The sequence below is a fragment of the Actinopolymorpha sp. B9G3 genome (assembly GCF_040120725.1).
GTDB lineage: Bacteria > Actinomycetota > Actinomycetes > Propionibacteriales > Actinopolymorphaceae > Thermasporomyces.
This window is the reverse complement of the sequence record NZ_JBEEAB010000009.1, coordinates 132320-154086: the sequence shown is the minus strand read 5'-3', so window position 1 is coordinate 154086 and position 21767 is coordinate 132320. Positions and strand designations below refer to the sequence as shown.

Annotated in this window: 18 protein-coding genes and 1 pseudogene; 10 read left to right on the top strand and 9 right to left on the bottom strand. The window is 69.7% G+C overall.

The annotated features are described in order from the left end of the window. Window positions 1-148 precede the first annotated feature (148 nt). A complete protein-coding gene (locus tag ABNF93_RS17540) occupies window positions 149-1762 on the top strand; it encodes a hypothetical protein (RefSeq protein WP_349329157.1) in 1614 nt (537 codons plus the stop codon). 10 nt (window positions 1763-1772) lie between these two features. Here the strand turns inward: ABNF93_RS17540 and ABNF93_RS17535 are convergent. From ABNF93_RS17535 to ABNF93_RS17520, 4 genes and pseudogenes are all read right to left on the bottom strand, one after another. Then, a pseudogene (locus ABNF93_RS17535) lies at window positions 1773-3002 on the bottom strand (RNA polymerase sigma factor); the annotation flags it as partial. 232 nt (window positions 3003-3234) lie between these two features. Beyond that, window positions 3235-4902, bottom strand: a complete 1668-nt coding sequence (locus tag ABNF93_RS17530; RefSeq protein ID WP_349329156.1) for an RNA polymerase sigma factor — start codon at window positions 4900-4902, stop codon at window positions 3235-3237. A 203-nt stretch (window positions 4903-5105) separates the two neighbouring features. Then, window positions 5106-5675 (bottom strand): HhH-GPD-type base excision DNA repair protein, encoded by a 570-nt coding sequence (locus ABNF93_RS17525; protein WP_349329155.1) that lies wholly within the window; start codon window positions 5673-5675, stop codon window positions 5106-5108. 73 nt (window positions 5676-5748) lie between these two features. Next, the gene (locus ABNF93_RS17520) at window positions 5749-6141 is read right to left on the bottom strand and encodes a universal stress protein (RefSeq protein WP_349329154.1); all 393 of its coding nucleotides are present in this window, start codon (window positions 6139-6141) and stop codon (window positions 5749-5751) included. A 136-nt stretch (window positions 6142-6277) separates the two neighbouring features. Here ABNF93_RS17520 and ABNF93_RS17515 point away from each other — a divergent pair, with 136 nt between their 5' ends. Continuing rightward, a complete protein-coding gene (locus ABNF93_RS17515) occupies window positions 6278-6796 on the top strand; it encodes a hypothetical protein (RefSeq protein WP_349329153.1) in 519 nt (172 codons plus the stop codon). A 57-nt stretch (window positions 6797-6853) separates the two neighbouring features. Here ABNF93_RS17515 and ABNF93_RS17510 read toward each other — a convergent pair whose 3' ends face one another. The 3 genes from ABNF93_RS17510 to ABNF93_RS17500 all read right to left on the bottom strand — a co-directional run bounded on the left by ABNF93_RS17510 (window position 6854) and on the right by ABNF93_RS17500 (window position 10208). Further along, the gene (locus ABNF93_RS17510; RefSeq protein ID WP_349329152.1) at window positions 6854-7165 is read right to left on the bottom strand and encodes a WhiB family transcriptional regulator; all 312 of its coding nucleotides are present in this window, start codon (window positions 7163-7165) and stop codon (window positions 6854-6856) included. Between the two features lie 168 nt (window positions 7166-7333). Beyond that, entirely contained in the window at window positions 7334-8818 is a 1485-nt protein-coding gene (locus tag ABNF93_RS17505; protein WP_349329151.1) for a glutamate-cysteine ligase family protein, read from the bottom strand. Window positions 8819-8996: 178 nt separating this feature from the next. After that, complete coding sequence (locus ABNF93_RS17500) at window positions 8997-10208, bottom strand: DUF4192 domain-containing protein (protein WP_349329150.1); 1212 nt, start codon at window positions 10206-10208, stop codon at window positions 8997-8999. Between the two features lie 196 nt (window positions 10209-10404). On the opposite strand from ABNF93_RS17500, the gene ABNF93_RS17495 reads away from it, so the two are divergent. Then, complete coding sequence (locus ABNF93_RS17495) at window positions 10405-11856, top strand: DNA polymerase IV (RefSeq protein ID WP_349329273.1); 1452 nt, start codon at window positions 10405-10407, stop codon at window positions 11854-11856. Here the strand turns inward: ABNF93_RS17495 and ABNF93_RS17490 are convergent. After that, entirely contained in the window at window positions 11829-12380 is a 552-nt protein-coding gene (locus ABNF93_RS17490; RefSeq protein ID WP_349329149.1) for a hypothetical protein, read from the bottom strand. The genes ABNF93_RS17495 and ABNF93_RS17490 overlap by 28 nt on opposite strands. A 147-nt stretch (window positions 12381-12527) precedes the next feature. Between ABNF93_RS17490 and ABNF93_RS17485 the strand changes: the two genes are divergently transcribed. The 5 genes from ABNF93_RS17485 to ABNF93_RS17465 all read left to right on the top strand — a co-directional run bounded on the left by ABNF93_RS17485 (window position 12528) and on the right by ABNF93_RS17465 (window position 17384). Further along, window positions 12528-13016 (top strand): hypothetical protein, encoded by a 489-nt coding sequence (locus ABNF93_RS17485; RefSeq protein WP_349329148.1) that lies wholly within the window; start codon window positions 12528-12530, stop codon window positions 13014-13016. Between the two features lie 32 nt (window positions 13017-13048). After that, window positions 13049-13327 (top strand): acylphosphatase, encoded by a 279-nt coding sequence (locus tag ABNF93_RS17480; RefSeq protein WP_349329147.1) that lies wholly within the window; start codon window positions 13049-13051, stop codon window positions 13325-13327. Between the two features lie 143 nt (window positions 13328-13470). Further along, window positions 13471-14151 (top strand): response regulator transcription factor, encoded by a 681-nt coding sequence (locus ABNF93_RS17475; protein WP_349329146.1) that lies wholly within the window; start codon window positions 13471-13473, stop codon window positions 14149-14151. Between the two features lie 46 nt (window positions 14152-14197). Next, window positions 14198-15658 carry an ATP-binding protein gene (locus tag ABNF93_RS17470; protein WP_349329145.1) on the top strand — a complete coding sequence of 487 codons (1461 nt, stop codon included), beginning with the start codon at window positions 14198-14200 and terminating at the stop codon, window positions 15656-15658. Window positions 15659-15905: 247 nt separating this feature from the next. After that, the gene (locus ABNF93_RS17465) at window positions 15906-17384 is read left to right on the top strand and encodes a S1C family serine protease (RefSeq protein WP_349329144.1); all 1479 of its coding nucleotides are present in this window, start codon (window positions 15906-15908) and stop codon (window positions 17382-17384) included. 12 nt (window positions 17385-17396) lie between these two features. On the opposite strand, the gene ABNF93_RS17460 is transcribed toward ABNF93_RS17465, so the two are convergent. After that, window positions 17397-18557, bottom strand: coding sequence for a quinone-dependent dihydroorotate dehydrogenase (locus ABNF93_RS17460; RefSeq protein ID WP_349329143.1), 1161 nt, complete (start codon window positions 18555-18557; stop codon window positions 17397-17399). An 80-nt stretch (window positions 18558-18637) separates the two neighbouring features. On the opposite strand from ABNF93_RS17460, the gene ABNF93_RS17455 reads away from it, so the two are divergent. Both ABNF93_RS17455 and ABNF93_RS17450 read left to right on the top strand, forming a co-directional pair. Next, window positions 18638-20413, top strand: coding sequence for an ATP-dependent DNA ligase (locus tag ABNF93_RS17455; RefSeq protein ID WP_349329142.1), 1776 nt, complete (start codon window positions 18638-18640; stop codon window positions 20411-20413). Window positions 20414-20701: 288 nt separating this feature from the next. After that, window positions 20702-21655 carry a sigma-70 family RNA polymerase sigma factor gene (locus ABNF93_RS17450; protein ID WP_349329272.1) on the top strand — a complete coding sequence of 318 codons (954 nt, stop codon included), beginning with the start codon at window positions 20702-20704 and terminating at the stop codon, window positions 21653-21655. Window positions 21656-21767: the final 112 nt, after the last annotated feature.

The following is a 21767-nucleotide window of genomic DNA, read 5'->3' as shown; positions in this document are numbered from 1 at the left end:
AGACCTCGTCCGGTTATCGCCACGGCTGTCCCGGCCGCCCGGTTCCACCGATCCGCCCGGCCGACCATACTCAGCGTCGATCACGTACTCACCGTCTGATGAGGCCGGTCCGTGGCTCTCGTCGCAGATGTCGAAGGTGGGTGTCACCATGGCGTCGTTCGACGCGGTGAACCGGCGGTCGCTTCTCACGATGAGTGGAGGCCTGGTGCTCGGTCAGCTTGCGGGGCAGCTCCCGGCCGGGGCGACGGGATCTGGGGCTGGTGCGACCGAGACCGGCTGGCAGTCGCGGCTCGTCCACTACGACGCCGACGGCCGCCTCCGCTACCACCAGGACGCCGAACAGAACCGGATCCCCGATTTCAGCCACGCGGGCTACCGGAACGCCGACCAGCCGATCCCCGAGGTGCCTACCGTCCGCCGGATCGGACCCGTCGAGGGTGACAACACCGGCCACATCCAGGCCGCCATCGACGCAGTGGGCCAGCTCCCGAAGGACCCGGACGGTCTGCGCGGCGCTGTCCTGCTGGAGGCCGGCATCTATCCCGTCGCCGGGACCGTACGCCTGAACCACGACGGCGTGGTCCTGCGTGGTGTCGGCGACGAGGTGGATCCGGCGTCCAACACGGTCATCCGTGCGGTCGGAAACGTGCCCGAGCACCGCGACGTCCTCGTTGTCGGCGGCGGTGCGAGTACGCAGTGGCGTGGTGAGTTCCCCGGCACCCGGACCACCGTCACCTCCGACGTCGTCGAGGTCGGTGCGCGCTCGTTCAACGTCGCCGACGCCTCGGCGCTCTCCCCTGGCGACAGCCTGATCCTCGTCCACCCCTGCACGGCCGAGTGGCTCGCAGCGATCGACCACGGCGCCACGGGAAGGGACGAACCGTGGACCGTGGACAGTCAGCCGATCGTCTACAACCGGCGGATCACCGAGATCCGCGGAAACCGGATCACCGTCGACGTACCCCTCTTCAACCACCTACGCCGTGACCTGTCGCCGTCGTACGTCTATGCGTGGGACCGGACCGGCGTGGTGGCAGAGGTCGGCGTGGAGGATCTCCGGATCGACATCGAGTTCGCCGGGGATCCCGACCAGGACGAGGATCACGCCTGGGTCGCCATCAAGCTCCGCCAGGTCGAGGACGTGTGGGTCAGTGGCTGCACGATGCTGCATTTCGCGAAGGCGGGCGTGGAAACCGACGAGTGCACCCGGGCCACGATCGTGAAAAGCCGCGCACTTGATCCGGCTTCTGTGGTCACCGGTGGGCTGCGCTACAACTTCAACACCGAGAAGTACTCCCAGCAGGTCCTCTTCGCCGACTGTTACGCCAGCAGGGCCCGCCATGCGTACATCTCCAACGGCACCTCCACCGCCTCAGGCGTGGTCTTCCTGCGTGGAGTCTCCGAAGGCAGCCTCGCCTCCAGCGAGGGTCACCGGCGGTGGAGCCAGGCGCTGCTCTGGGACAACCACCGCGAGGTCGCGCCAGCCACCGGCATCACCCTCGGTATCTACAACCGCGGCGACTACGGCACCGGCCACGGCTGGGCGTCGGCGCACTCGGTGGCGTGGAACGCCGACATGGCCGGCCGTCGACTCGTCGTCCAGAGACCACCCACCGCGCAGAACTACGCGATCGGATGTGCGGGCGAGGTCACCGGCGACGGACCGTTCGAGCAGCCGACGGGCCACATCGAGGGTGCGAACCAACCCGGTCTCGTGCCGGCCTCACTGTACGAAGCCCAACTGGCCGACCGGCACAGGTGAACCAACCCGGTCAGTCGAGGAAGTCGCGGAGCACCTGGGACCGGCTGGGATGGCGGAGCTTGCTCATCGTCTTGGACTCGATCTGGCGGATCCGCTCGCGGGTCACGCCGTAGACCTTGCCGATCTCGTCCAACGTCTTCGGCTGGCCGTCGGTCAGCCCGAAGCGGAGGGAGATCACGCCGGCCTCGCGCTCGCTCAGCGTGTCGAGGACCGAGAGCAGCTGCTCGCGGAACAGCGCGAAGGTCACCACGTCGGTGGGCACGATGGCCTCGGAGTCCTCGATCAAATCACCGAACTCGGAGTCGCCGTCCTCACCCAGAGGCGTGTGCAGGGAGATCGGCTCGCGGCCGTACTTGCGTACCTCGATGACCTTCTCCGGAGTCATGTCCAGCTCCTTGGCCAGCTCCTCCGGAGTAGGTTCCCGACCCAGGTCCTGCAGCATCTGCCGCTGCAGCCGAGCCAGCTTGTTGATCACCTCGACCATGTGCACGGGGATCCGGATCGTGCGCGCCTGGTCGGCCATCGCCCGGGTGATCGCCTGCCGGATCCACCACGTGGCGTACGTCGAGAACTTGTAGCCCTTGGTGTAGTCGAACTTCTCCACCGCCCTGATCAGCCCGAGGTTCCCCTCCTGGATCAGGTCGAGGAAACCCATACCCCGGCCGGTGTAACGCTTCGCCAACGACACCACCAACCGCAGGTTCGCCTCCAGCAGATGGTTCTTCGCCTTGTGGCCGTCCTCTGCGATCCAGTCCAGCTCACTGCCCGCCTCCACGACCGAGGGGTCAGTGGCCATCGCGAGCTTCTCTTCCGCGAACAGCCCTGCCTCGATCCGCTTGGCCAGCTCCACCTCCTGCTCGGCGTTCAGCAGGGGAACCTTGCCGATCTGCTTGAGGTAGTCCTTCACCGGGTCGGCGGTCGCACCGGCGACCACCACCTGCTGCTCCGGCTCGTCGGTGTCATCACCCTCGGACAGAACGAAACCTTCACCGTCGGCCTCGAGGTCGACGTCGCCGACGACCTCGCCGTTGGCAGGCGGCTCGGCCGAGTCGCTCTTCGGATCCGCGACCGCGGTCACCGCCGCTGCCGCAGGCGCCTTGGCCGACTTGCGCGCCGTCTTGCGGACCCGCTTTCGGCTTTTCTGCGCCGGCGTCTGCTCGATGCCTTCGATGCTCACGCGCTTCCCTTTCAACTCCTGCCGTCGTCCCGGGGGCGGGACAGCAGCAAACGGACAGGTCGATGCGCCGGATCATGAGCCGCCCCGTGCTGACACCAACGAGCAGCATGTGCTTCGGCAACCCACGGTGCTTGGACAACCCTCGGTGCTTCTTGGACAAACCAAAGAGCCCCGTACGCCAGGACGGGAGTACGGGGCATGGTGGCGTGTGTCACGGAACTATCACTATCTCACCTCGCGGTCGACCGCCAACTCGGCGGTGGTGGCGCGGCTCGCCGCCACCGCCGAACCCTGGTCAGTCGAGGTAGTCGCGGAGCACCTGGGACCGGCTGGGATGGCGGAGCTTGCTCATCGTCTTGGACTCGATCTGGCGGATCCGCTCGCGGGTCACACCGTAGACCTTGCCGATCTCGTCCAACGTCTTCGGCTGGCCGTCGGTCAGCCCGAACCGCATCGACACGACGCCGGCCTCGCGCTCGGACAGGGTGTCGAGCACCGCATGCAACTGCTCCTGCAACAAGGTGAACGACACGGCGTCCGCGGGGACGATGGCCTCGGAGTCCTCGATCAGGTCCCCGAACTCGGAGTCGCCCTCCTCACCCAGAGGCGTGTGCAGGGAGATCGGCTCGCGGCCGTACTTCTGGACTTCGATGACCTTCTCCGGAGTCATGTCCAGCTCCTTGGCCAGCTCCTCCGGAGTAGGTTCCCGGCCCAGGTCCTGCAGCATCTGCCGCTGGACGCGGGCGAGCTTGTTGATCACCTCGACCATGTGGACGGGGATCCGGATCGTGCGCGCCTGGTCGGCCATCGCCCGGGTGATCGCCTGGCGGATCCACCACGTGGCGTACGTCGAGAACTTGTAGCCCTTGGTGTAGTCGAACTTCTCCACCGCCCTGATCAGCCCGAGGTTCCCCTCCTGGATCAGGTCGAGGAAGAGCATGCCCCGGCCGGTGTAGCGCTTCGCCAACGACACCACGAGGCGGAGGTTCGCCTCCAGCAGATGGTTCTTGGCACGGTGACCGTCTTCGGCGATCCACTCGAGCTCGGTGGTGGCCTCTGCCGGCGGCGGCGTGCCTTCCTCGGGCGCGAGCTTCTCCTCGGCGAACAGCCCCGCCTCGATCCGCTTGGCCAGTTCCACCTCCTGCTCGGCGTTCAGCAGGGGAACCTTGCCGATCTGCTTGAGGTAGTCCTTCACCGGGTCGGCGGTCGCACCGGCGACCACCACCTGCTGCTCCGGCTCGTCGGTGTCATCGTCCTCGGACAGAACGAAGCCCTCTTCCTCGAGCGCACCTTCGATCTCGAGAGCGACCTCGCTGTCGGCGTCGCCGGCCTTCTTCTGCTTCGCGGGAGCAGACGCACCCTTCTTGGACTTGGTGCCAGCCGCCTTCGCCCGCGACTTCGGGCCCGTCTTGGCCTCCGCCGACTTGGTGGCTCCCGCGCCCTCCTTCCCGGACGGTGCCGGGTCGGCGGGGTCGGCACTTGCCCGGACCGGCTCGTCAGGGACGCTCGTGAGCGCTCTGGCCTGCTCGGCGGCCGGGGCCTCCTCGCCGGCCCGGAGCTCCACCGCGGCGTCCGTGGCGAGCCTGGGGGCGTCTGTGGAGCGGCCGCCCGGGCGGCCGGGCGCGGACGGGCCGGACCCCTTCGCGTCGCGGGACTTCGGTGCCGAATTCGCCCGCTTCGCCGGTGTCGCGGCGTTCTGCGTTACCGCGGCCGCGCGCCGCGAAGCGGCCGCCGCGACCCGTTTGCGGGTGGTCTGGGTGGTGGAGTCAACCGACACGGTCACTCCTTCCTCGCCGAGGTATCGCAGCAGGTTCGCCCACTGAGTCTTGTCGATCCCGACTTCTTCGCACGCGCCGCGCACCTCCTCAGCGGTGACATGCCCGCGTTCCCGGCCATGCGCGACCAGTTGCTGGACTTCGGGGCTTTCAAGGAGTGGTGCAAACCGGGACGTGCGGGACGACACGAACTTCCTCTCGTCGTACTCGTGGTGAGAGTGACCGGGACACCGGGCCAAGTGCAAGGGAGCATTCTGGCACGTGCCGACGGGGCTACCCGCGCGGCACCCGCTAGAGGCAGATCACGATGACTTCGCGGCACGATCCCTCACGCGGTCGGCCCGGATGCTCGATGTTCCAGCATACGTCGGCCACCAAGTGACGCCCGGTCTCAGCGCCCAGCCTTGGCAGCACGCTTCTGCTCCTGCTTGTATGCCCGCACCTTGGCCCGCGAATCCGCATCGACCACATCCGCGACCGAGCGGAAAGTGCCTTCCTCGCCCAGGTTCCCGGTGACCTCCCGCCAGCCTTCCGGGCGGACACCGACCTGTTTGCCCAGGAGCGCGACGAAGATCGTCGCCTTGGCCGGTCCGAAGCCGGGCAGGCTCTTCAGCCGGGCGTGGAGCTCCTTCGCGGTCGCGACGTCGGTCCAGATCCGTTCCGCCTTTCCGTCGTACGTCTCGACGACGAGGCGGGCCAGCGTCTGGAGCCGCGCTGCCATCGACCGGGGGTAACGGTGGACTGCCGGCGGGCGGGCGCAGACCTCGACGAAGGCCTCCGGGTCGTAGGTGGCGACGACCTGCGGGTCCAGCGGACCACCGAGTCGTTCCACCAGCACCCGCGGGCCGGAGAACGCCTTCTCCATGGTGACCTGCTGGTCCAGGAGCATGCCGGAGAGTAGCGAGAACGGGTTGTCGAGCTCGGCGTCAGCCGCGGGATCGCCGGTGATCGAGATGGCCATGAACGCGTTCCTCACATCGTTGTCGTTGTCTCCAGGGGCAGGTGCGTGATCGTCGGTCCCGACACCGCCCGGACTAGCCGTGGCCCGAATCCGCCTTCACCGCAAGGACCGGGCACGAAGCGTCGAGCAGAACCCGCTGGGCGTTGCTGCCGAGGATCAGCTTGCCGACCGGTGACCTGCGGCGGAGCCCTATCACGATGAAGTCGGCGGCCACTTCCCCTGCCACCGCGATGAGGTCCTCCGCCGGTTCGAGCCCGGGGGCGGGTTCACGGACCTCGTGGGCGAGACCGTCCTCGGTGAGCTCTGCCCGCACGGCCGCCAGGGCCTCGTCCGTGGTCGGATCAGCGACGCTCTGGGAATTGACCACCACGAGCCGCGCCCGGCGGAGCTTCGCCTCGGCGGCGGCACGCTGCAGGGCGGCGCGCCCCTCGGGCTTGTCGACATAGCCCACGACGATCGCCGCCATCGGGCGCACCTCCCACAGACTGCACGTCGTACGGACGAGAGAGGCCCAGGGGGCCTGCGCCCGGACGCTACTACACGGGCACGCTGCCTGTGGATGACCTCCGCCGACGGTCGGAGGGTTGCGGCAGAGTGCGGGCATGCCCGTGACATCGGGACCGGACGGTCCCTGCAGTCCACACCCGGCATTGGTGAGCCACCTGACCGGCGCCGTGTGGAGGCTCCGCTGCCGGACGCGCCGCCGGATCTTCACCTCAAGCGCCGAGGTCCACCTGCTCGCCCGCGACGGTGCACCTGCCGGGGACCCGTCTGGCGACCTCCTTGCCGGCGCGGTTCATGCCCCGCTCGACCATGCATTGCGGGTCGACCTGGCCGTCAGGACACTGGAAAGCCTGGTGTCACCAGGAGACGCCGCCGGCGAGCCAGTGACCGGCGGAGCGGCCTCACCTGTGCGCGCCACCATGATCGTCGTTCGCCCGGGGCCGCTCGAGTTCCTCGAACACGATCGTGACTGGTGGCGTTCCTGGCTCGTCGCCTGCGACATCGTGGGCGTGGAACCGGCGCCGATCTATGCCGCGACCCGGCTGGGCTGGCTGGACGTCACCGGCACCGAACCTGTGGTCGTGCCTCGCGTGCGCCGGACGGTGGGCAGTCGCTAGCCGCAGCGCTCGGGGCTCGGGTGGTTGATGGCCGATCAGAGGAGGAGACGGCCGGCCCTACGCGGCGGGAGAGGCCAGTCGGCCGCGTCGGGACGTCTGCCGCCCGGCCTCGGTCGTCCCACCCCAGACGCCGTAGGTCTCGGGCAGCCGAACCGCGTGTCCCTGGCATTGCTGGCGGACCGGACATCCCGCACAGATCTCGACCGCACGCTGCTCGCGCTCATTGCGTTCTGCCGGCTTCTCGCCCTCCGGGCCGAAGAAGATGTCGGCAGGTTCGCTCCGGCAGGCTGCATGCTCCTGCCAGGTCCAGGACGACCCGCGCAGGACGGGATGGCGGCCACCCCGGCCGACACGACGCTGGTTGGGCATGATCGACCTCCTCTCGGGCCTTCAGACGCTTTTCCCCGGATGACGGTTGCCTCCCGGTCCGAGTTCCGAGCGAGGTATGTCCGGAGGCTGGGGTGTGCGCGCCGGGTCAACTGGTCCGGCCGGGACCCGGGGATCGCTCCGGCCGGGACCCGGGGTTCGCAGGTCCGGCTAGGACTGGTCGACAGGCCAGGTGTGCACCGGCGCGTTGGTCGACATGTACTCGAGATAGCGGCGCACCATCTCGCGCAACGCGTCGAGGCGCGAGATACGACCCCGGTCGTAGATGCGGTGGAACGTGGCCACCTGCCAAGCGGCGCCGTTCTGCCCGGACAGGCAGCGCTGCTCGATCACGCCGAGCAGGCGCTCGCGCTGGGCACGGTCGACGCCCCAGCTGGCGAGCCCTTCGTGGGCGAGCGGCAGGAGCTTGCGGAGCACGAGTTCGGCGGCCTGCAGCCATCCGGAACCTGGCCAGTACTGCTCGGCACCGATGCCGTGGCGCGCACCGCGTACGAAGTTCTCCGCCGCCGCGTCGAAGGACATCTGCGACCAGAGCGGACGGTCGGCTTCTGCGAGCTGGCGAACCAGACCGAAGTAGAACGCGGCGTTGGCGAGGACGTCGACGACGGTCGGCCCGGCCGGCAGGACACGGTTCTCGATCCGCAGGTGGGGCTGGTTGTCGACGACGTCGTAGACCGGTCGGTTCCAGCGGTAGATCGTGCCGTTGTGCAGGCGAAGCTCCGACAGGTCAGGGGTGCGCCCACTGCCCAGCGACTCCAGCGGATCCTCGTCGTCACATACCGGCAACAACGGAGAGAAGTACCGGACGTTCTCGTCGAACAGTTCGCTCACCGAACCGAGCCAGCGTTCGCCGAACCACACCCGGGGCCGGACGCCCTGCTCCACGAGTTCGTCGCTGCGGGTGTCGATCGCCTGCTCGAACAGTTTGATCCGGGTCTCTCTCCACAGCTCCTTGCCGAACAGGAACGGGGAGTTGGCGCAGACGGCGACCTGCGGGCCGGCGATGGCCTGGGCGGCGTTCCAGTAGGCAGCAAAGGCGTCCGGGCTCACCTGCAGGTGGAGCTGGGTACTCGTGCACGCAGACTCGGGCGCCACGGTGTCGGTCGTCATCACGAGCTCGTCGACCCCATCGATGACGATCCGGATGTCTTCGCCACGGGCGAGGATGATCTGGTCGTTGAGGAGCTTGTACCTGGTGTTGGGAGAGAGTACGTCGACCGACATGTGGCCGGCCGTCACCGTCGGCAGGATCCCGACCATGGCGATCCGTGCACCGCGCTCACGGGCCTTCGCGTCAGCGGCGTTGAGGCGCGCCCACAGGTCGTCCTCGAAGTCCTTCAGGGCACTGCCGTACAGCCGGCGCGGTGCCATGTTGACCTCGATGTTGTACTGCGCCAGCTCGGTCTGGAAGGCGGGATCGTCGATCGCCTCGAGGATCTCGGCGTTCCGGAGAGCGGGATCGCCGCGCTCGTCGACGAGGTTCAGCTCGATCTCGAATCCGGTCGACCTCGAGTCGCCCTCGAACCACGACTCGTCGAGCATCTGCGTGCACGCCTCGGTGCAGCGACGTAGCTTGCTGCGGAACCTGGCACGGTCCTCACGGGTGAAGGCCCGGGCCTCGATCTCCTGCCCCATCCGCCGCTCCTCCCCCAGGAACCCCTCACCGCGAGAGTCGCATCGAATGCACTTCTCGCCAAGGGGTCGCGAGGCACTGTCTTGACCAGAATTCCTCAGATCTCATCAGAAAACGAAGAAGCTGGACAACAGAATCCGGCATCGGTGAGGACGGCGGACCACCCCTGCTTAAGGCATCTCACACCCTCTCGTGCCCCGGAGAAACGCCGTGGGTCAACAGCTCCGCAACGAAGTAGGCCATCGGACAGTCCGGATCACTCGCGAGGGCGCGTTCGAGCGCACAGCGGGAAAGGGCCCCATGCCCGCCCGACCACGCCGCGAACGCCAACAACGTCGCGGGACCCGCATCGTGAGGTGCCACGGTCCGGCGGAGCACGCGTGTCCACAGGTCCTGGTGGACGCCCGCTGTCTCCGGCGTGACGAGTTTTGCGACCGCTGCCATCGTCTTGTGGTCAGCGACCAGGACGCAGGCCCTTGCCACCTGCTCGTCGGTCAGGGGTGAGGAGACACCCGCACCTGTCTCGACGAGGGTGGCGACATAGTGGCATGCATCGTCCATGCGTTGGCCCGTCGTGCGTACGGCGTCTCCGGTGGCACAGGCACTCGACCGGCCCGCGACCTCCTCCCCCACCCGTGCGATGAGTGCACGCATGACAGACGCCGACTCCCCGTCGGTGGGCGCGATCGAACGGCGCAAGGCCTCCTCGTCGGCGAGCGCGACCTCGCCTGCGAACACCGACCTGGCCGTCACCGGATGGTGCGCGAGATCGTACGGAGTGCCGGACCGCGGACAACATCCCGCGTCCAGGCAGGCGTCAGACCACCAGCGCTGCCCATCTGCGATCAGCCGGTCGAGCACTGTGATACCGGCGGCCTCGAGAACGGCGTGGACGATCCGCAGCACCGGGCCCGCGCGGAACGAGTTCGACGTGTAGGCGATCAGCAGGGCATGGGTCGTCTCCTGGCCGAAGAGAACGTCCGCGAGGTGCACGGCGAGGTCGAGGATCTCGCTCTCGTCGATCCGCCCGCCGATGCCTGTCTCCGTGCCTGTCTCCGTGCCCGGGTCAACGCCTGCCTGTGTGCTTTGCTCAACGCCTGTCTCCGTGCCCGGGTGAACGCCGCGGTCAACGCCGGGGTAGGCGACATCGAGGTCCACAAGGTCAGCGACCGCGGCGTCACCGGCATCATCTCGCCTCTCCGGGTCGGGCCAGCTGACGTCGGGTGGCAAGTCGGCCCGCAGCGTGCAGTGCACCTCCTGGTCCGGTCGGATGGCCAGGACGACGAGGCTCTCGTGTGGGTGGAAGCCCACGAGGTAGGGCACCTTGGCGAGGACGTCCTCGGGGGTGCGCAGGGTGAGGCCGGGACGGTGGGTACGGGTGGGTGTGTTCATGGGTCGAGCGTGGCAGCGCGGGAGTCGGGCAGCCGGCATGTTCGCCGGCCTGTGGACGAACCCGCCGATCACGTACCTGTGGATGAAATGTGGCCGGCCAAGCGCCGCCGGGTCCCACGCCCACCTGAGTACCGCGGCGGCCGAACCGGTCGTCCACTCACGTCACCGGCCTCCCGAGGTTGCGAGGATGACGCCTGTGCGCACCGAGCCGAGCGTCCTCCACCTCGACCTGGATGCGTTCTTCGCCGCGGTCGAGCAACGCGACAAGCCGTCGCTGCGCGGAAAGCCCGTGATCGTCGGTGGCTTGGGGCCGCGCGGAGTCGTCGCCACGGCGTCGTACGAAGCGCGCGCGTTCGGTGTCCGTTCGGCCATGCGGATGGCGGAGGCGCGGTCGCGCTGCCCACATGCGGCGTTCCTCAGCGGGCGTTTCGCCGCGTACCGGTTGACCAGTCGCGCGGTCCTGGCCGTTCTGCGCGAAGTTTCCCCGCTGGTCGAACCGGTGTCGTTCGACGAGGCGTACGTCGATCTGGCGGCCGCCGGTCAGACCGACCTGAGCGCCGCGGACGTCGAGGACCTGGGCCGTGAGCTCAAGGCACGCGTGAGCGAAACCAGCGGTGGCGTCACCGCATCGATCGGCGCCGGGTCCTCCAAGCTCATCGCCAAGATCGCGAGTGACCTCGACAAACCGGACGGACTCGTGGTCGTCCCACCCGGCACCGAGAGCGCGCTCCTGCGGCCGATGCCAGTGTCGCGAATCCCCGGCGTGGGACCGGCCACCAACGAACGCCTGCGCCGGATCGGAGTGCACACGGTGGGTGAGCTCGCACGGGTCCCGGAGAACGAACTCGTCTCCTTGCTCGGCAAGGCTCACGGGCAGTCGCTGAGCCGACTCGCCCGGGCGCAGGACGACCGGCCGGTCGTCGCCGAACGCGAGTCGAAGTCGATCAGCGTCGAGGACACCTTCGACCGCGACATCGCCGACCCGGCCCTGCTCGCCGTGATAGTGGACCGGCTCGCCACCCGGGTCTGCGAACGTCTGGTCGGCGAGGGACTGTCCGGCCGGACTGTCACGGTGAAGATCCGGCTCTTCGACTTCACCACTCATACCCGTTCGGCCACGGTCGCCGGCCCCACCGACGATCGCCGGACGGTGACGGCCCTCGCCCGCCGCCTGCTCCAGGAGGTCGACACGTCGGCCGGGGTGCGGTTGCTCGGCGTGGGTGTGTCAGGACTCGCGGACTGGGCCCAGCAGGATCTGTTCTCCTCCCGCGACGACGCCCTCCCCCAGGACGCGACCTCCGCGGGCACTGCCGGTGCGGAGTGGGGGCAGGCGGACATGACCGAGCCGCCCGCCGGCGCTGGTCAGGCCAGCGAAGCGGGTCAGGCCAGCGGGCGGAAGACCGACGTCAGCACAGATGCCGGCGGACCTCACGCGGGTGACGCGACACAGGAGCCTGGCGCGCGGCGCTGGATGCCCGGCGCGGACGCCGTTCACGCGTCGTACGGCCGAGGCTGGGTCTGGGGAGCGGGCCTCGGTCGGGTGACGGTCCGGTTCGAGACCGCGACAACCACCCCGGGCGTCGTGCGCACCCTTGCCGCTGACGACCCCGACCTCGCGCCCTACACACTATTGACCTGGTCCGACTGACCGGACGGCACGCTCTCGGAAACGGCCTCGACCCTGATCTGGTTGGCCGCGACCCGGACAAGGGTCAAGAGCCCGGTGCGGTCACTGGACACCGCCGCCGCACCGTTCAGCACGTGATCGAAACCGAAGTCGACGAACGTCTCCGCCGACGGGCCCTCGTCGACCTTCTCGGTCAGCGCGCCCGGACGGAGGAAGTGCTCGCTCAGATAGTCCAGCCACCCGGCCACTTCGCCGGGTGGCAGCCCGTTGCCACCGGGCAGGCCGTCCACCGGCACGAGGATCTCCCCGGCCCGGCTCGGGATCCACGGACACAACAGGCCCGGCTGCCCTTCCGCTGGTACGCCGTAGCTCGCCAGGTCGAGCGACGAGTCCAGGCACTCCGCGAGCGGGTTGCCGGGTACCGCGTAAGGGCCATCCGGCCGGCTCCACCGGCGCGACTCGGCGAACGCCGTGAGGTACTCGAACTCAACCCGCCGCAGCGGCGGATCTACTCGGATGCAACCGACCAGATGGAATCTCTCCACGCTTCCTCCCCGTTGCGGCTTCCTCCCGGTGAAACGGTGGACGGAAGCATGCCCGATCGGCGGCACTGTCAGGTGTCGATCATCCACAGCGTGCTACTTGTGGATAACTACCGGGGCATCTGGCGCAAATCGGGCAGGCTTGGCTGTGTGACCAGAACAAGTCGTTCCGTTGCCCAGCGTGATCCCGGGACGCTCCTGCGCCGGATCGGCCGACACGTGCCGTTCGGCCGCGATCGCGTCGTCCTGGCGATCATCCGACTGTCCCGCTCCTACGTCGACCATGCCGGCTGGATCGACCTGCCGCCACCGTCGCCCGCCGCCTCGTCCGGCAGGTCGCCCGCCGGCTCGTCCGGCGGGACAATCGGTGCTGCGGAGGCACGCACCGCCCTCCGCGGCATGCTCGCCACGATGGCGCCGAAGGAACGGCCCAGCCCACCGACCCATGCGGTCGTCATGGTCCGTTGCCGGCGTGGTCGGGTCGTCTGGCTTCCGACCGACGACGCCTGGCTGCACGCTCTCACCGACGAGTCAGGTCTGTACGGCCTGCCGGTGGCGGACGTCTTCCTGGTGACCGAGCACGGCTGGCGCTGCCGGTCCGGGACGACCGCCGGCCAGCTCCCCGCCCTCGCAGCCTGACCTGTCCGTGCGGCCTTGGGCATGCTGGTGGCATGTCCGCGATCATTCGTACCCGCGTCGTCGCCCGTGGAAGGGTCCAGGGAGTGTTCTTCCGGGACAGCTGCCGGCGCGCGGCCAACGCCGCCGGAGTGGCCGGATGGGTACGCAATCGCCACGACGGCGCCGTCGAGGCCGTCTTCGAAGGCACCGAGGTCCAGGTCGCCACGATGCTCGACTGGTGCCGAACCGGTCCACCCACCGCCCAAGTCCTGCACCTCGAGTCGCACGACGAGCGGGTGGAGGGCCTCACGTCGTTCGAGATCCGCCGCTGAGCGGCCCGGAAACCACGATGACGCGGACGTACGTCGCAAACCACCCCGGTGCGGGCGGGCCTGCAACGCACACCCGAGACCACGCAGGTCAGCACCGCATTGCGCTCAGCGTGCGTTCAGGTCGAGGGGGCAGACTGCGTCTCGTGCGGATCCTTGTCGTGGACGACGATCAGGGGGTCAGGGACTCCCTGCGCCGGTCGCTCGTCTTCAACGGCTTCGAGGTCGAGCTTGCCGAGAGTGGTGAGCAGGCGCTGCGAAGCGTCGCCGCGAAGAATCCCGACGCGGTGATCCTCGACGTCATGATGCCGCGCCTCGACGGAATCGCCACCTGTCGGGCGCTGCGGGCCACCGGCAACGATGTGCCCATCCTCGTCCTCACCGCGCGCGACGCGGTGGCGGACCGGGTCACCGGCCTCGACGCCGGGGCGGACGACTACCTGAGCAAGCCGTTCGCGCTCGAGGAGTTGCTGGCCCGGCTGCGAGCCCTGCTCCGGCGCGCGACGCCGGGCTCTGACGGCACGACGCTGGCCTACGCCGACCTCACGCTCGAGCCGAGCACGAGGGAAGTCCTCCGCGGTGAACGGGCGATCAGCCTGACACGTACCGAGTTCGCGCTCCTCGAGCTCTTCCTCCGCCACCCCAGGCAGGTCCTGGAGCGTACGCAGATCCTCGAGGAGGTGTGGGGCTTCGACTTCCCGACCTCGGCGAACTCCCTGGAGGTCTATGTCGGCTACCTCCGCCGCAAGACCGAGGCTGGCGGGGAACCTCGGCTGCTGCACACTGTGCGAGGCGTCGGCTACGTCCTTCGTGACACCCCACCGTGAGTCGCGCCATGAGACGCGCCGCGAACCTCCAGCCGAGAGTCCTCCCGTGAGTTCCGGCCCCCGCCCGTCCGTTCCCCGCCCGTCCGGGCCTCGCGAGCGCAGTCTCAGTCTGCGCGCGCGGGTCGGGCTCCTCGCCGCGCTCGGGGTGGGACTCATCGTGGTCCTCGTCTCCATCGCGGCCTACGTCACCGTCCGCGTGTCACTTCTCCGCCAGATCGACGCCAGCCTCTTCGAACGCGCTCAGGCGGCGGCGTCCAGCCCGCTGGGTGACCAGCAGGTGCTTGCCCAGATCCCCTCCGAGGCGCTCGGTGCGGCCGACATCCGGATCGCCCTCCTCCGCGCCGACACCGGCGTCATCGCGTCCAAGACCGAGGAGGGCAGGTTCCGCAATCCCCCGCTCGGCAGGCCCGAGCTGAACGTCGCGCGCGGCTTCCTCCCCTCGAGCGTGCGTACGGCCGAAGGCGATGACGGCAAGACCTACCGCGTCGTCGCGGTGCCGGCCTCCAGGGTCCGCGGATTCGCGCTCGTCCTCGGCCAGTCGACCGAACGGACCGAAGCGCTGCTGAAGCGGCTCGGGCTGGTGCTGCTGTTCGTCGGAGGCACGGGAGTCGCCGTCGCGGCATGGGCGGGGATGGGCATCGCCCGGACCGGTCTCCGCCCCGTACGCCGTCTCACCGCCGCCGCCGAGCACGTCGCCCGGACCGGTGACCTGCGACCGATTCCTGTGCAGGGCACAGACGAGCTGGCCCGGCTCGCCCATGCGTTCAACGCGATGTTGTCAGCACTGGCCGACTCCCGCGGGCGCGAACGCCGCCTCATCGCCGACGCCGGCCACGAACTGCGTACACCCCTCACCAGCTTGCGGACCAATCTCGACCTGCTCGCGCAGAGCGAGGGCCGACCGGGGCTGTCGCCCGCCGACCGGGAGGCACTGCTGCGCGACGTCCGCGCCCAGGTTGCGGAGCTCTCGTCGCTGGTGGGTGACCTGGTCGAACTGTCGCGGGAGGACCCGCCGGCCGCGACTCACGCTCCCGTCGACCTCGCCGACATCGTGGGGCACGCCGTGGAACGTGTACGCCGGCGCGCACCCGGGTTGCGTTTCGACGTGAGCGCGGAACCGTGGACGGTGTTCGGCGACGCACAGGCGCTCGAACGGGCGGTGACTAACCTGCTCGACAACGGCGCGAAGTGGAGCCCGCCGCAGGCCGCCGTGACGGTCACGTTGCGCGGAGGCGTGCTCGACGTCGCGGACCAGGGTCCCGGCATCGCCGACGCCGATCTGCCGCACGTGTTCGAGCGGTTCTACCGTTCGGAGGAGGCCCGGACGATGCCCGGATCAGGGCTCGGCCTGTCGATCGTCAAGCAGGTCGCCGAGCGCCACGGGGGCAGCGTCAGCGCGGGCCGAGCATCAGGTGGCGGCGCCTTGCTGACACTGCAGCTTCCCGGTACGCCGGGCCACGCGCGTGCGGGCGAGCCCGGAACCCCACCCACCGCACCGGACCGCTGAGCAAGGACGGGCTTCCGGCGGCTCTGGTCTCCACCCATCGCCGCCGGATCCGGAAGCGTGCCACCAGGGGACGCGCGCCCGGTGGTCGCGGTCATGTCGTACGGTGGGCGTTTCGCTCCCGGCGTCGCCGGCGTCAGGAGCCGGGGCCAGGGAGCCCGAAGCCGGACTGACCGGACATGGGGGTTTCTTCGGGACCTCTGGGCACCCTCTCAGTGTGATCTCAGCTACCAGGCCGAACCTTGAGGACATGAGCGAGACAACACCTTCGGGCCAGCCGCGCCGCCCTGAGGGAACGCCGGACCCGGCGCCCCAGGGCAGCAACGACGAGACGGCCCAGCGTCAAACCGGCCCGGGACAGCCACCTGGAGGTTCCGGCGGGCGCGAGGACACCAGGCAGATGCCGGCGTACGGGCCCCCCGCCCACCATGCGTACGGCCATGACTCGCCAGGAGGAGGACCTGCCGGCGGACCGTCGTACGGGCAGCCCTACGGCGGGCCGTCACCCAACCAGCCGCCGTACCCGCCGGGCATGTCCGGTGGTCATCCCGACAAGCCCGCCCCCAGGCCCAGGCGCATGGCCGCCGCCACCGTCGTGGCCGTGGCCGTCGCGGCCGGCCTGGTCGGCGGCGGCACCGGGACGGCCGCCACGTATCTGCTCACCCGGGACCAGCAGGCCACACCGACGGCGACCGCTCTCGACGAGGTACCCAGAGGGCAGAACGCCTCGAACGCACCGCCCGGAAGCGTGCAACAGGTCGCGGACAAGCTCCTGCCGAGCGTGGTCTCCATAGCGGTCGCCTCGTCGCAGGGTGCGACAGGCGGAAGTGGGATCGTGCTCAGCGCCGACGGGCTGATCCTCACCAACAACCACGTCGCCGCTCCGGCCGAGCAGGGCGGCGAGATGAGCGTCACGTTCAGCAACGGCCGGAGCGCCAAGGCGGAGGTGGTCGGGCTCGACCCCACGACCGACCTCGCCGTCATCCGCGCCAGCGGCGTCACCGACCTGACCCCCGCCAAGCTGGGGAGCTCCTCGGCCCTCTCGGTCGGACAGAACGTCGTGGCCATCGGTTCGCCGCTCGGCCTGTCCGGCACGGTGACGTCGGGCATCGTCAGCGCCCTCGACCGGCCGGTACGCGCGGGTGACTCGGCCTCGTCCAACACCGTCATCGACGCGATCCAGACCGACGCCGCCATCAACCCCGGCAACTCCGGTGGCGCTCTCGTCAACATGGGTGGGCAGGTCGTCGGCATCAACAGCGTCATCGCGACGGTCGGCGGCTCGATGGGCGGACAGTCGGGTTCGATCGGCGTCGGGTTCGCGATCCCGATCGACCAGGCCCGCCCGATCGCCAAGGAGCTGATCGACAAGGGACGGGCCGAACACGCCCAGCTCGGCGTGACCGTCTCACCTGCCACGTCCGAGAACGGTACGACCGAAGGTGCCGCCATCCGTTCGATCACGCCGGGAGGTGCGGCCGCGGACGCCAAGCTTCGCGACGGTGATGTCATCACGAAGCTGGGTGACCGCCGGATCGCCGACGCCGACGCGCTGATCGCCGCCGTACGCTCGCATCGCCCGGGCGAGAAGGTGACTCTCACATTCGTCCGCGACGGCCGCACGCAGACCGCCTCCGCAACCCTGGGCAGCGACGGCGGCCGGGCGCCACAGCAGGCGCCGGAGCAGGAGCAGGACGAGGGCGGGCTCCCGTTCCCCCTGCCGCGCTGAGCTGGCGAGCGACTACCGCCGAGGGGACCTGGTGGGCACGGACGGTTCGGGAGGACCGGCCGTGCCCACGGCGTCGCCGATGGACGAGTAACCCGCCTCCCGCACCAGCCGCGCGAGGTCGCGGTGCAGTCGGCGCGGCCACAGCGGCCCGCCGTAGATGAATCCGGTGTACGCCTGGACCAGGGTCGCCCCGGCCCTGACGCGTTCCCAGGCGTCCTCGGCGTTCTCGATGCCGCCGACCGCGACGAGGACCACCCGGGAACCGGTCCGCGCGCGCAGGCGGCGGAGCACCTCGAGCGCACGCCTCTTCAGCGGAGCTCCCGACAGCCCGCCCGCTCCGATCTCCTCGACCGCGGCTGGCGCCGTCTGCAGTCCCTGGCGCGCGGTCGTCGTGTTGGTGGCGATGATGCCGTCCAGGCCGAGTTCGAGCGCGAGGTCGGCCACAGCGTCGATGTCGGCGTCGGCGAGGTCGGGGGCGATCTTGACCAGCAGCGGTACCCGCCGGCTCGCCGCCTCGTCCAGTGCCTCGCGTACGCCGAGGAGAAGCGGCCGCAGGTGTTCGATGGCCTGCAGGTTCCGCAGCCCGGGCGTGTTCGGCGAGCTGACGTTGACGACGAGGTAGTCGGCGACGTCGGCGAGCAGCCGCGTACTGCTCGCGTAGTCGGCGAGAGCCTCGGACTCCGGAACCACCTTGCTCTTGCCGATGTTGACCCCGACGGCACCCAGCGGGCCTCTGCCAGGCTCGCCCCCGCCCCGCCGACGGTCCTGGCACTTCCGGAGCCGCTGCGCCGCGACGGCGGCGCCGTGGTTGTTGAACCCCATCCGGTTGACGAGGGCGCGATCGTCCGGAAGCCGGAACATGCGCGGAGCCGGATTGCCCGGCTGGGACCGTGCGGTCACCGTGCCGACCTCGACGTACGCGAACCCGAGCGCGGTCATCGCCTCGACTCCGACCGCGTCCTTGTCGAAACCGGCAGCGAGACCGAGAGGGCCAGCGAAATCGAGCCCGAGTGTGTGCACGCGGAGCACCGGATCAACGGGTCCGAGCCACCGGCGGAGCATACGAGCGGCTCCCGGTGTCGCGCCGACCAGGCGGATCAGTCCGAACGCCAGCCGGTGCGCGGTCTCGGCCGGCAGGCGCTTCAGCACCCACGCGAACAGCAGGTTGTACATCCTCGCTCCGGCAGGTCGGCGGCGGTGGGCTCGGTGGGGCTCTCGGTCGGGACAGGGCTCTCGGTCGGGACAGTCGGTCGGTGGGGCAGGGCTCTCGGTCGGGACAGTCGGTCGGTGGGGCAGCGGCGATCGGGCTGGTCAGGCCTGGTGTCGGCGGGCTCCGCGAGAATGGTGTCATGCTGTTCGTCGACCTGGCGCAGGCCTCCGCCACCGTGTCCGGCACGTCCTCGCGGCTCGCGAAGGTCCGCGAGATCGCCGACTGCCTCCGGGCCGCCGATCCCGACGAGGTCGCGCTCGTGGTGTTCTATCTCGCCGGTGAGCTCCGGCAGCGGCGCACGGGAGTGGGCTACGCCGCCCTGCGGGATCTTCCCGCGCCGAGTGAGACGGCCAGCCTCGGGGTGAGCGAGGTCGACCGGGCGTTCGAGGAGATCTCGAGCATCGCGGGTCCGGGCTCACAGGCGCGTCGCCGGCAGCTGCTCTCCGACATCTGGGCCAGGGCGACCGCACCGGAGCAGCGGTTCCTCGCCGGGCTGATCGGTGGCGAGCTCCGCCAGGGCGCGCTCGACGGCGTCATGGTCGACGCCGTGATCAAGGCGAGCGCCCTTCCCGCCGCCGACGTCCGTCGAGCGATCATGGTCGCGGGAGCGATCGCTCCGGTCGCGAGCGCGGCCGTCGCCGCGGCGAACGACGCCACTCCCACCGACAGCGGCACCGGCACCGACAGCGGCACTGGCACCGACAGCGGCACTGGCTCCGACAGTGGCACCGCGGATGGGGCTTCCGACGCGAAGACCGGCGCAACTGTCCGGGCCACCGCGCGGGTCGGGGCAAGCGTGCTGGACCAGTTCCGGCTGGCGGTGGGCCGGCCGCTGCGGCCCATGCTCGCCTCACCCGCGCCCGACATGGCCGCCGCGCTGGCGAAGATCGACGGGCCGGCCGCGCTGGAGTGGAAGCTCGACGGCGTCCGGGTCCAGGTGCACCGCGAGGGCGACAGTGTCCGGATCTTCACCCGCACACTCGACGAGGTGACCGGCCGACTCCCCGAGATCGTCGAGGCGGTACGTGCGCTGCCGAGCGGTGCCATCGTGCTCGATGGCGAGGTCATCGCCCTCGACGACGCCGATCGGCCGCGCCCCTTCCAGGTGACTGCCAGCCGGGTGGGCAGCCGCACCGACGTCGCGAAGCTGAGGGAGGCGGTGCCGGTCCGGGCATTCTTCTTCGACGTCCTCCACCATGACGGCCGCGACCTCCTGGGCGAGCCCGGAACGGAGAGGTGGGCGGTGCTCGAACGCGTGCTCCCCTCCCACCTGCGGGTCCCCCGCATCGTCACATCTCACCTGGATGCGGCCACCACCTTCTTCTCCGACACCTGCGAACGTGGCCACGAAGGGGTCGTGGTCAAGGCCCTCACCGCGCCGTACGACGCAGGCCGGCGCGGCGCTGCCTGGATCAAGGTCAAGCCGCGCCACACCCTCGACCTGGTGGTCCTCGCCGTCGAGTGGGGTCACGGCCGGCGTACCGGACTGCTGTCCAACCTCCACCTCGGCGCCCGCGATCCGCGGACCGGCGAGTTCGTCATGCTCGGCAAGACGTTCAAGGGACTGACCGACGAGCTGCTGCGCTGGCAGACCGAGCGCCTGCTCGCGCTCGAGTCGCACCGCGACCGCTGGACCGTCTACGTCCGGCCGGAGCTGGTGGTCGAGATCGCGTTCGATGGCGTGCAGACGTCGAGCCGGTACGCCGGTGGGATGGCACTGCGCTTCGCCCGCGTGCTCCGCTACCGCGACGACAAGACGGCCACCGAAGCCGACACGGTCGAGACAGTCCGGGCGATCCACGCCGGCAGTGGTCCGTAGCTGCCCGAGGCGTCCCACGGCACTGCAAATCCGTCCGGAGACCGATGTGGGTGATTGGCCACGCCCGGACAATGCCCAGCGGCAAGACCGCGGTATGCCCGACAAGGGACGGATCCACGCCTCGTCACGACGCCCAGACGATCAAGCTTCGGGACTCGGGGCAGGCCGGTACGCATGAACAGGCCCGCACCGGGAATTCGGTCGGACACCTGAGACGTTGAGCTGGTGACGGATCACCCGAGCGGTTCGGTGATCCGCGTGTCGGAGCTGGGAGGACACACTTTGCCACTGCGCCGTCGTCATGCCGAGGACTACGTCGAAGATCGCGATCTTGTGGGTCGCTATCTCGACGAGATCTCGCGTACGCCGCTGCTCGACGCGGCCCAGGAAGTCGAGCTTGCCAAGGCGATCGAAGCCGGTCAACTAGCTGAGCAACTGCTGGACAACCGCCTCGGCGACCGCGGGCGGGTTCCGGCGCAACCGACCCCCGACGAGCTGGTGTGGATCAGCGATGAGGGCCGCCGCGCCAAGCGGCACTTCCTGGAGGCCAACCTGCGGTTGGTGGTCTCCATCGCCCGCCGGTATGGCCGATCGGGCCTACCCCTGCTCGACCTGGTGCAAGAGGGCAACACCGGACTCATCCGGGCAATCGAGAAGTTCGACTACACCAAGGGCTACAAGTTCTCCACCTACGCCACCTGGTGGATCCGCCAGGCGATCACCCGCGGCATCGCACAGCAGGCAAGGGTCGTCCGGCTGCCGGTCCACGTGGTCGAAGACCTCAACGCGCTCGGTGCCGCCCGGCGCGCGCTCGAGCGTGAGCTCGGCCGCGAGCCTGACAACGCAGAGCTCGCCGCCCAACTCGGCGTCGGCGAGAGCCGCGTCGAGGAACTCGTGAGCTGGGGCCGCGACCACGTGTCGCTCGACGTCACGGTCGACGACGACGGCGAGACCTCGCTCGGCGACCTGGTGGCGCGGGACGTGATGCCTGGCCCGGACGAGACCGTCGTCGCGGCGGAGTCCAGCTCCCGTCTCGCCGCGCTGATCGAGACCCTCGACGCCCGGTCTGCGGAGATCGTCCGGCTGCGCTACGGCCTCGACGACGGCCGGCCGTGGAAGCTCGCCGAGATCGCCGAGCGCTTCGGACTGTCCCGCGAGCGGGTCCGCCAGCTCGAACGCGACGCCCTCCACCGCCTCCGCAAGCTCGCCGAGCCAGATCTCGTGGGGCCCAACGCGGCCTGACCTGACGTTTTTCCTACGTTCCCAACCCCCGTGGCGTCCCGGCCGGTGCTTCCGGCCGGGACGCCTTGGGTTCAGGTCGGGCGCAAGGCAACGTCTGCTATCCGCCCGACAT

Coding starts and splice junctions, on each gene's coding strand:
- ABNF93_RS17520 (WP_349329154.1), bottom strand. CDS start 6,141: ATGGCGGCGATCGTCGTGGGCTATGTCGACAAGCCCGAGGGGCGCGCC.
- ABNF93_RS17510 (WP_349329152.1), bottom strand. CDS start 7,165: ATGCCCAACCAGCGTCGTGTCGGCCGGGGTGGCCGCCATCCCGTCCTG.
- ABNF93_RS17540 (WP_349329157.1), top strand. CDS start 149: ATGGCGTCGTTCGACGCGGTGAACCGGCGGTCGCTTCTCACGATGAGT.
- ABNF93_RS17515 (WP_349329153.1), top strand. CDS start 6,278: ATGCCCGTGACATCGGGACCGGACGGTCCCTGCAGTCCACACCCGGCA.
- ABNF93_RS17525 (WP_349329155.1), bottom strand. CDS start 5,675: ATGGCCATCTCGATCACCGGCGATCCCGCGGCTGACGCCGAGCTCGAC.
- ABNF93_RS17505 (WP_349329151.1), bottom strand. CDS start 8,818: ATGGGGCAGGAGATCGAGGCCCGGGCCTTCACCCGTGAGGACCGTGCC.
- ABNF93_RS17460 (WP_349329143.1), bottom strand. CDS start 18,557: ATGTACAACCTGCTGTTCGCGTGGGTGCTGAAGCGCCTGCCGGCCGAG.
- ABNF93_RS17465 (WP_349329144.1), top strand. CDS start 15,906: ATGAGCGAGACAACACCTTCGGGCCAGCCGCGCCGCCCTGAGGGAACG.
- ABNF93_RS17480 (WP_349329147.1), top strand. CDS start 13,049: ATGTCCGCGATCATTCGTACCCGCGTCGTCGCCCGTGGAAGGGTCCAG.
- ABNF93_RS17500 (WP_349329150.1), bottom strand. CDS start 10,208: ATGAACACACCCACCCGTACCCACCGTCCCGGCCTCACCCTGCGCACC.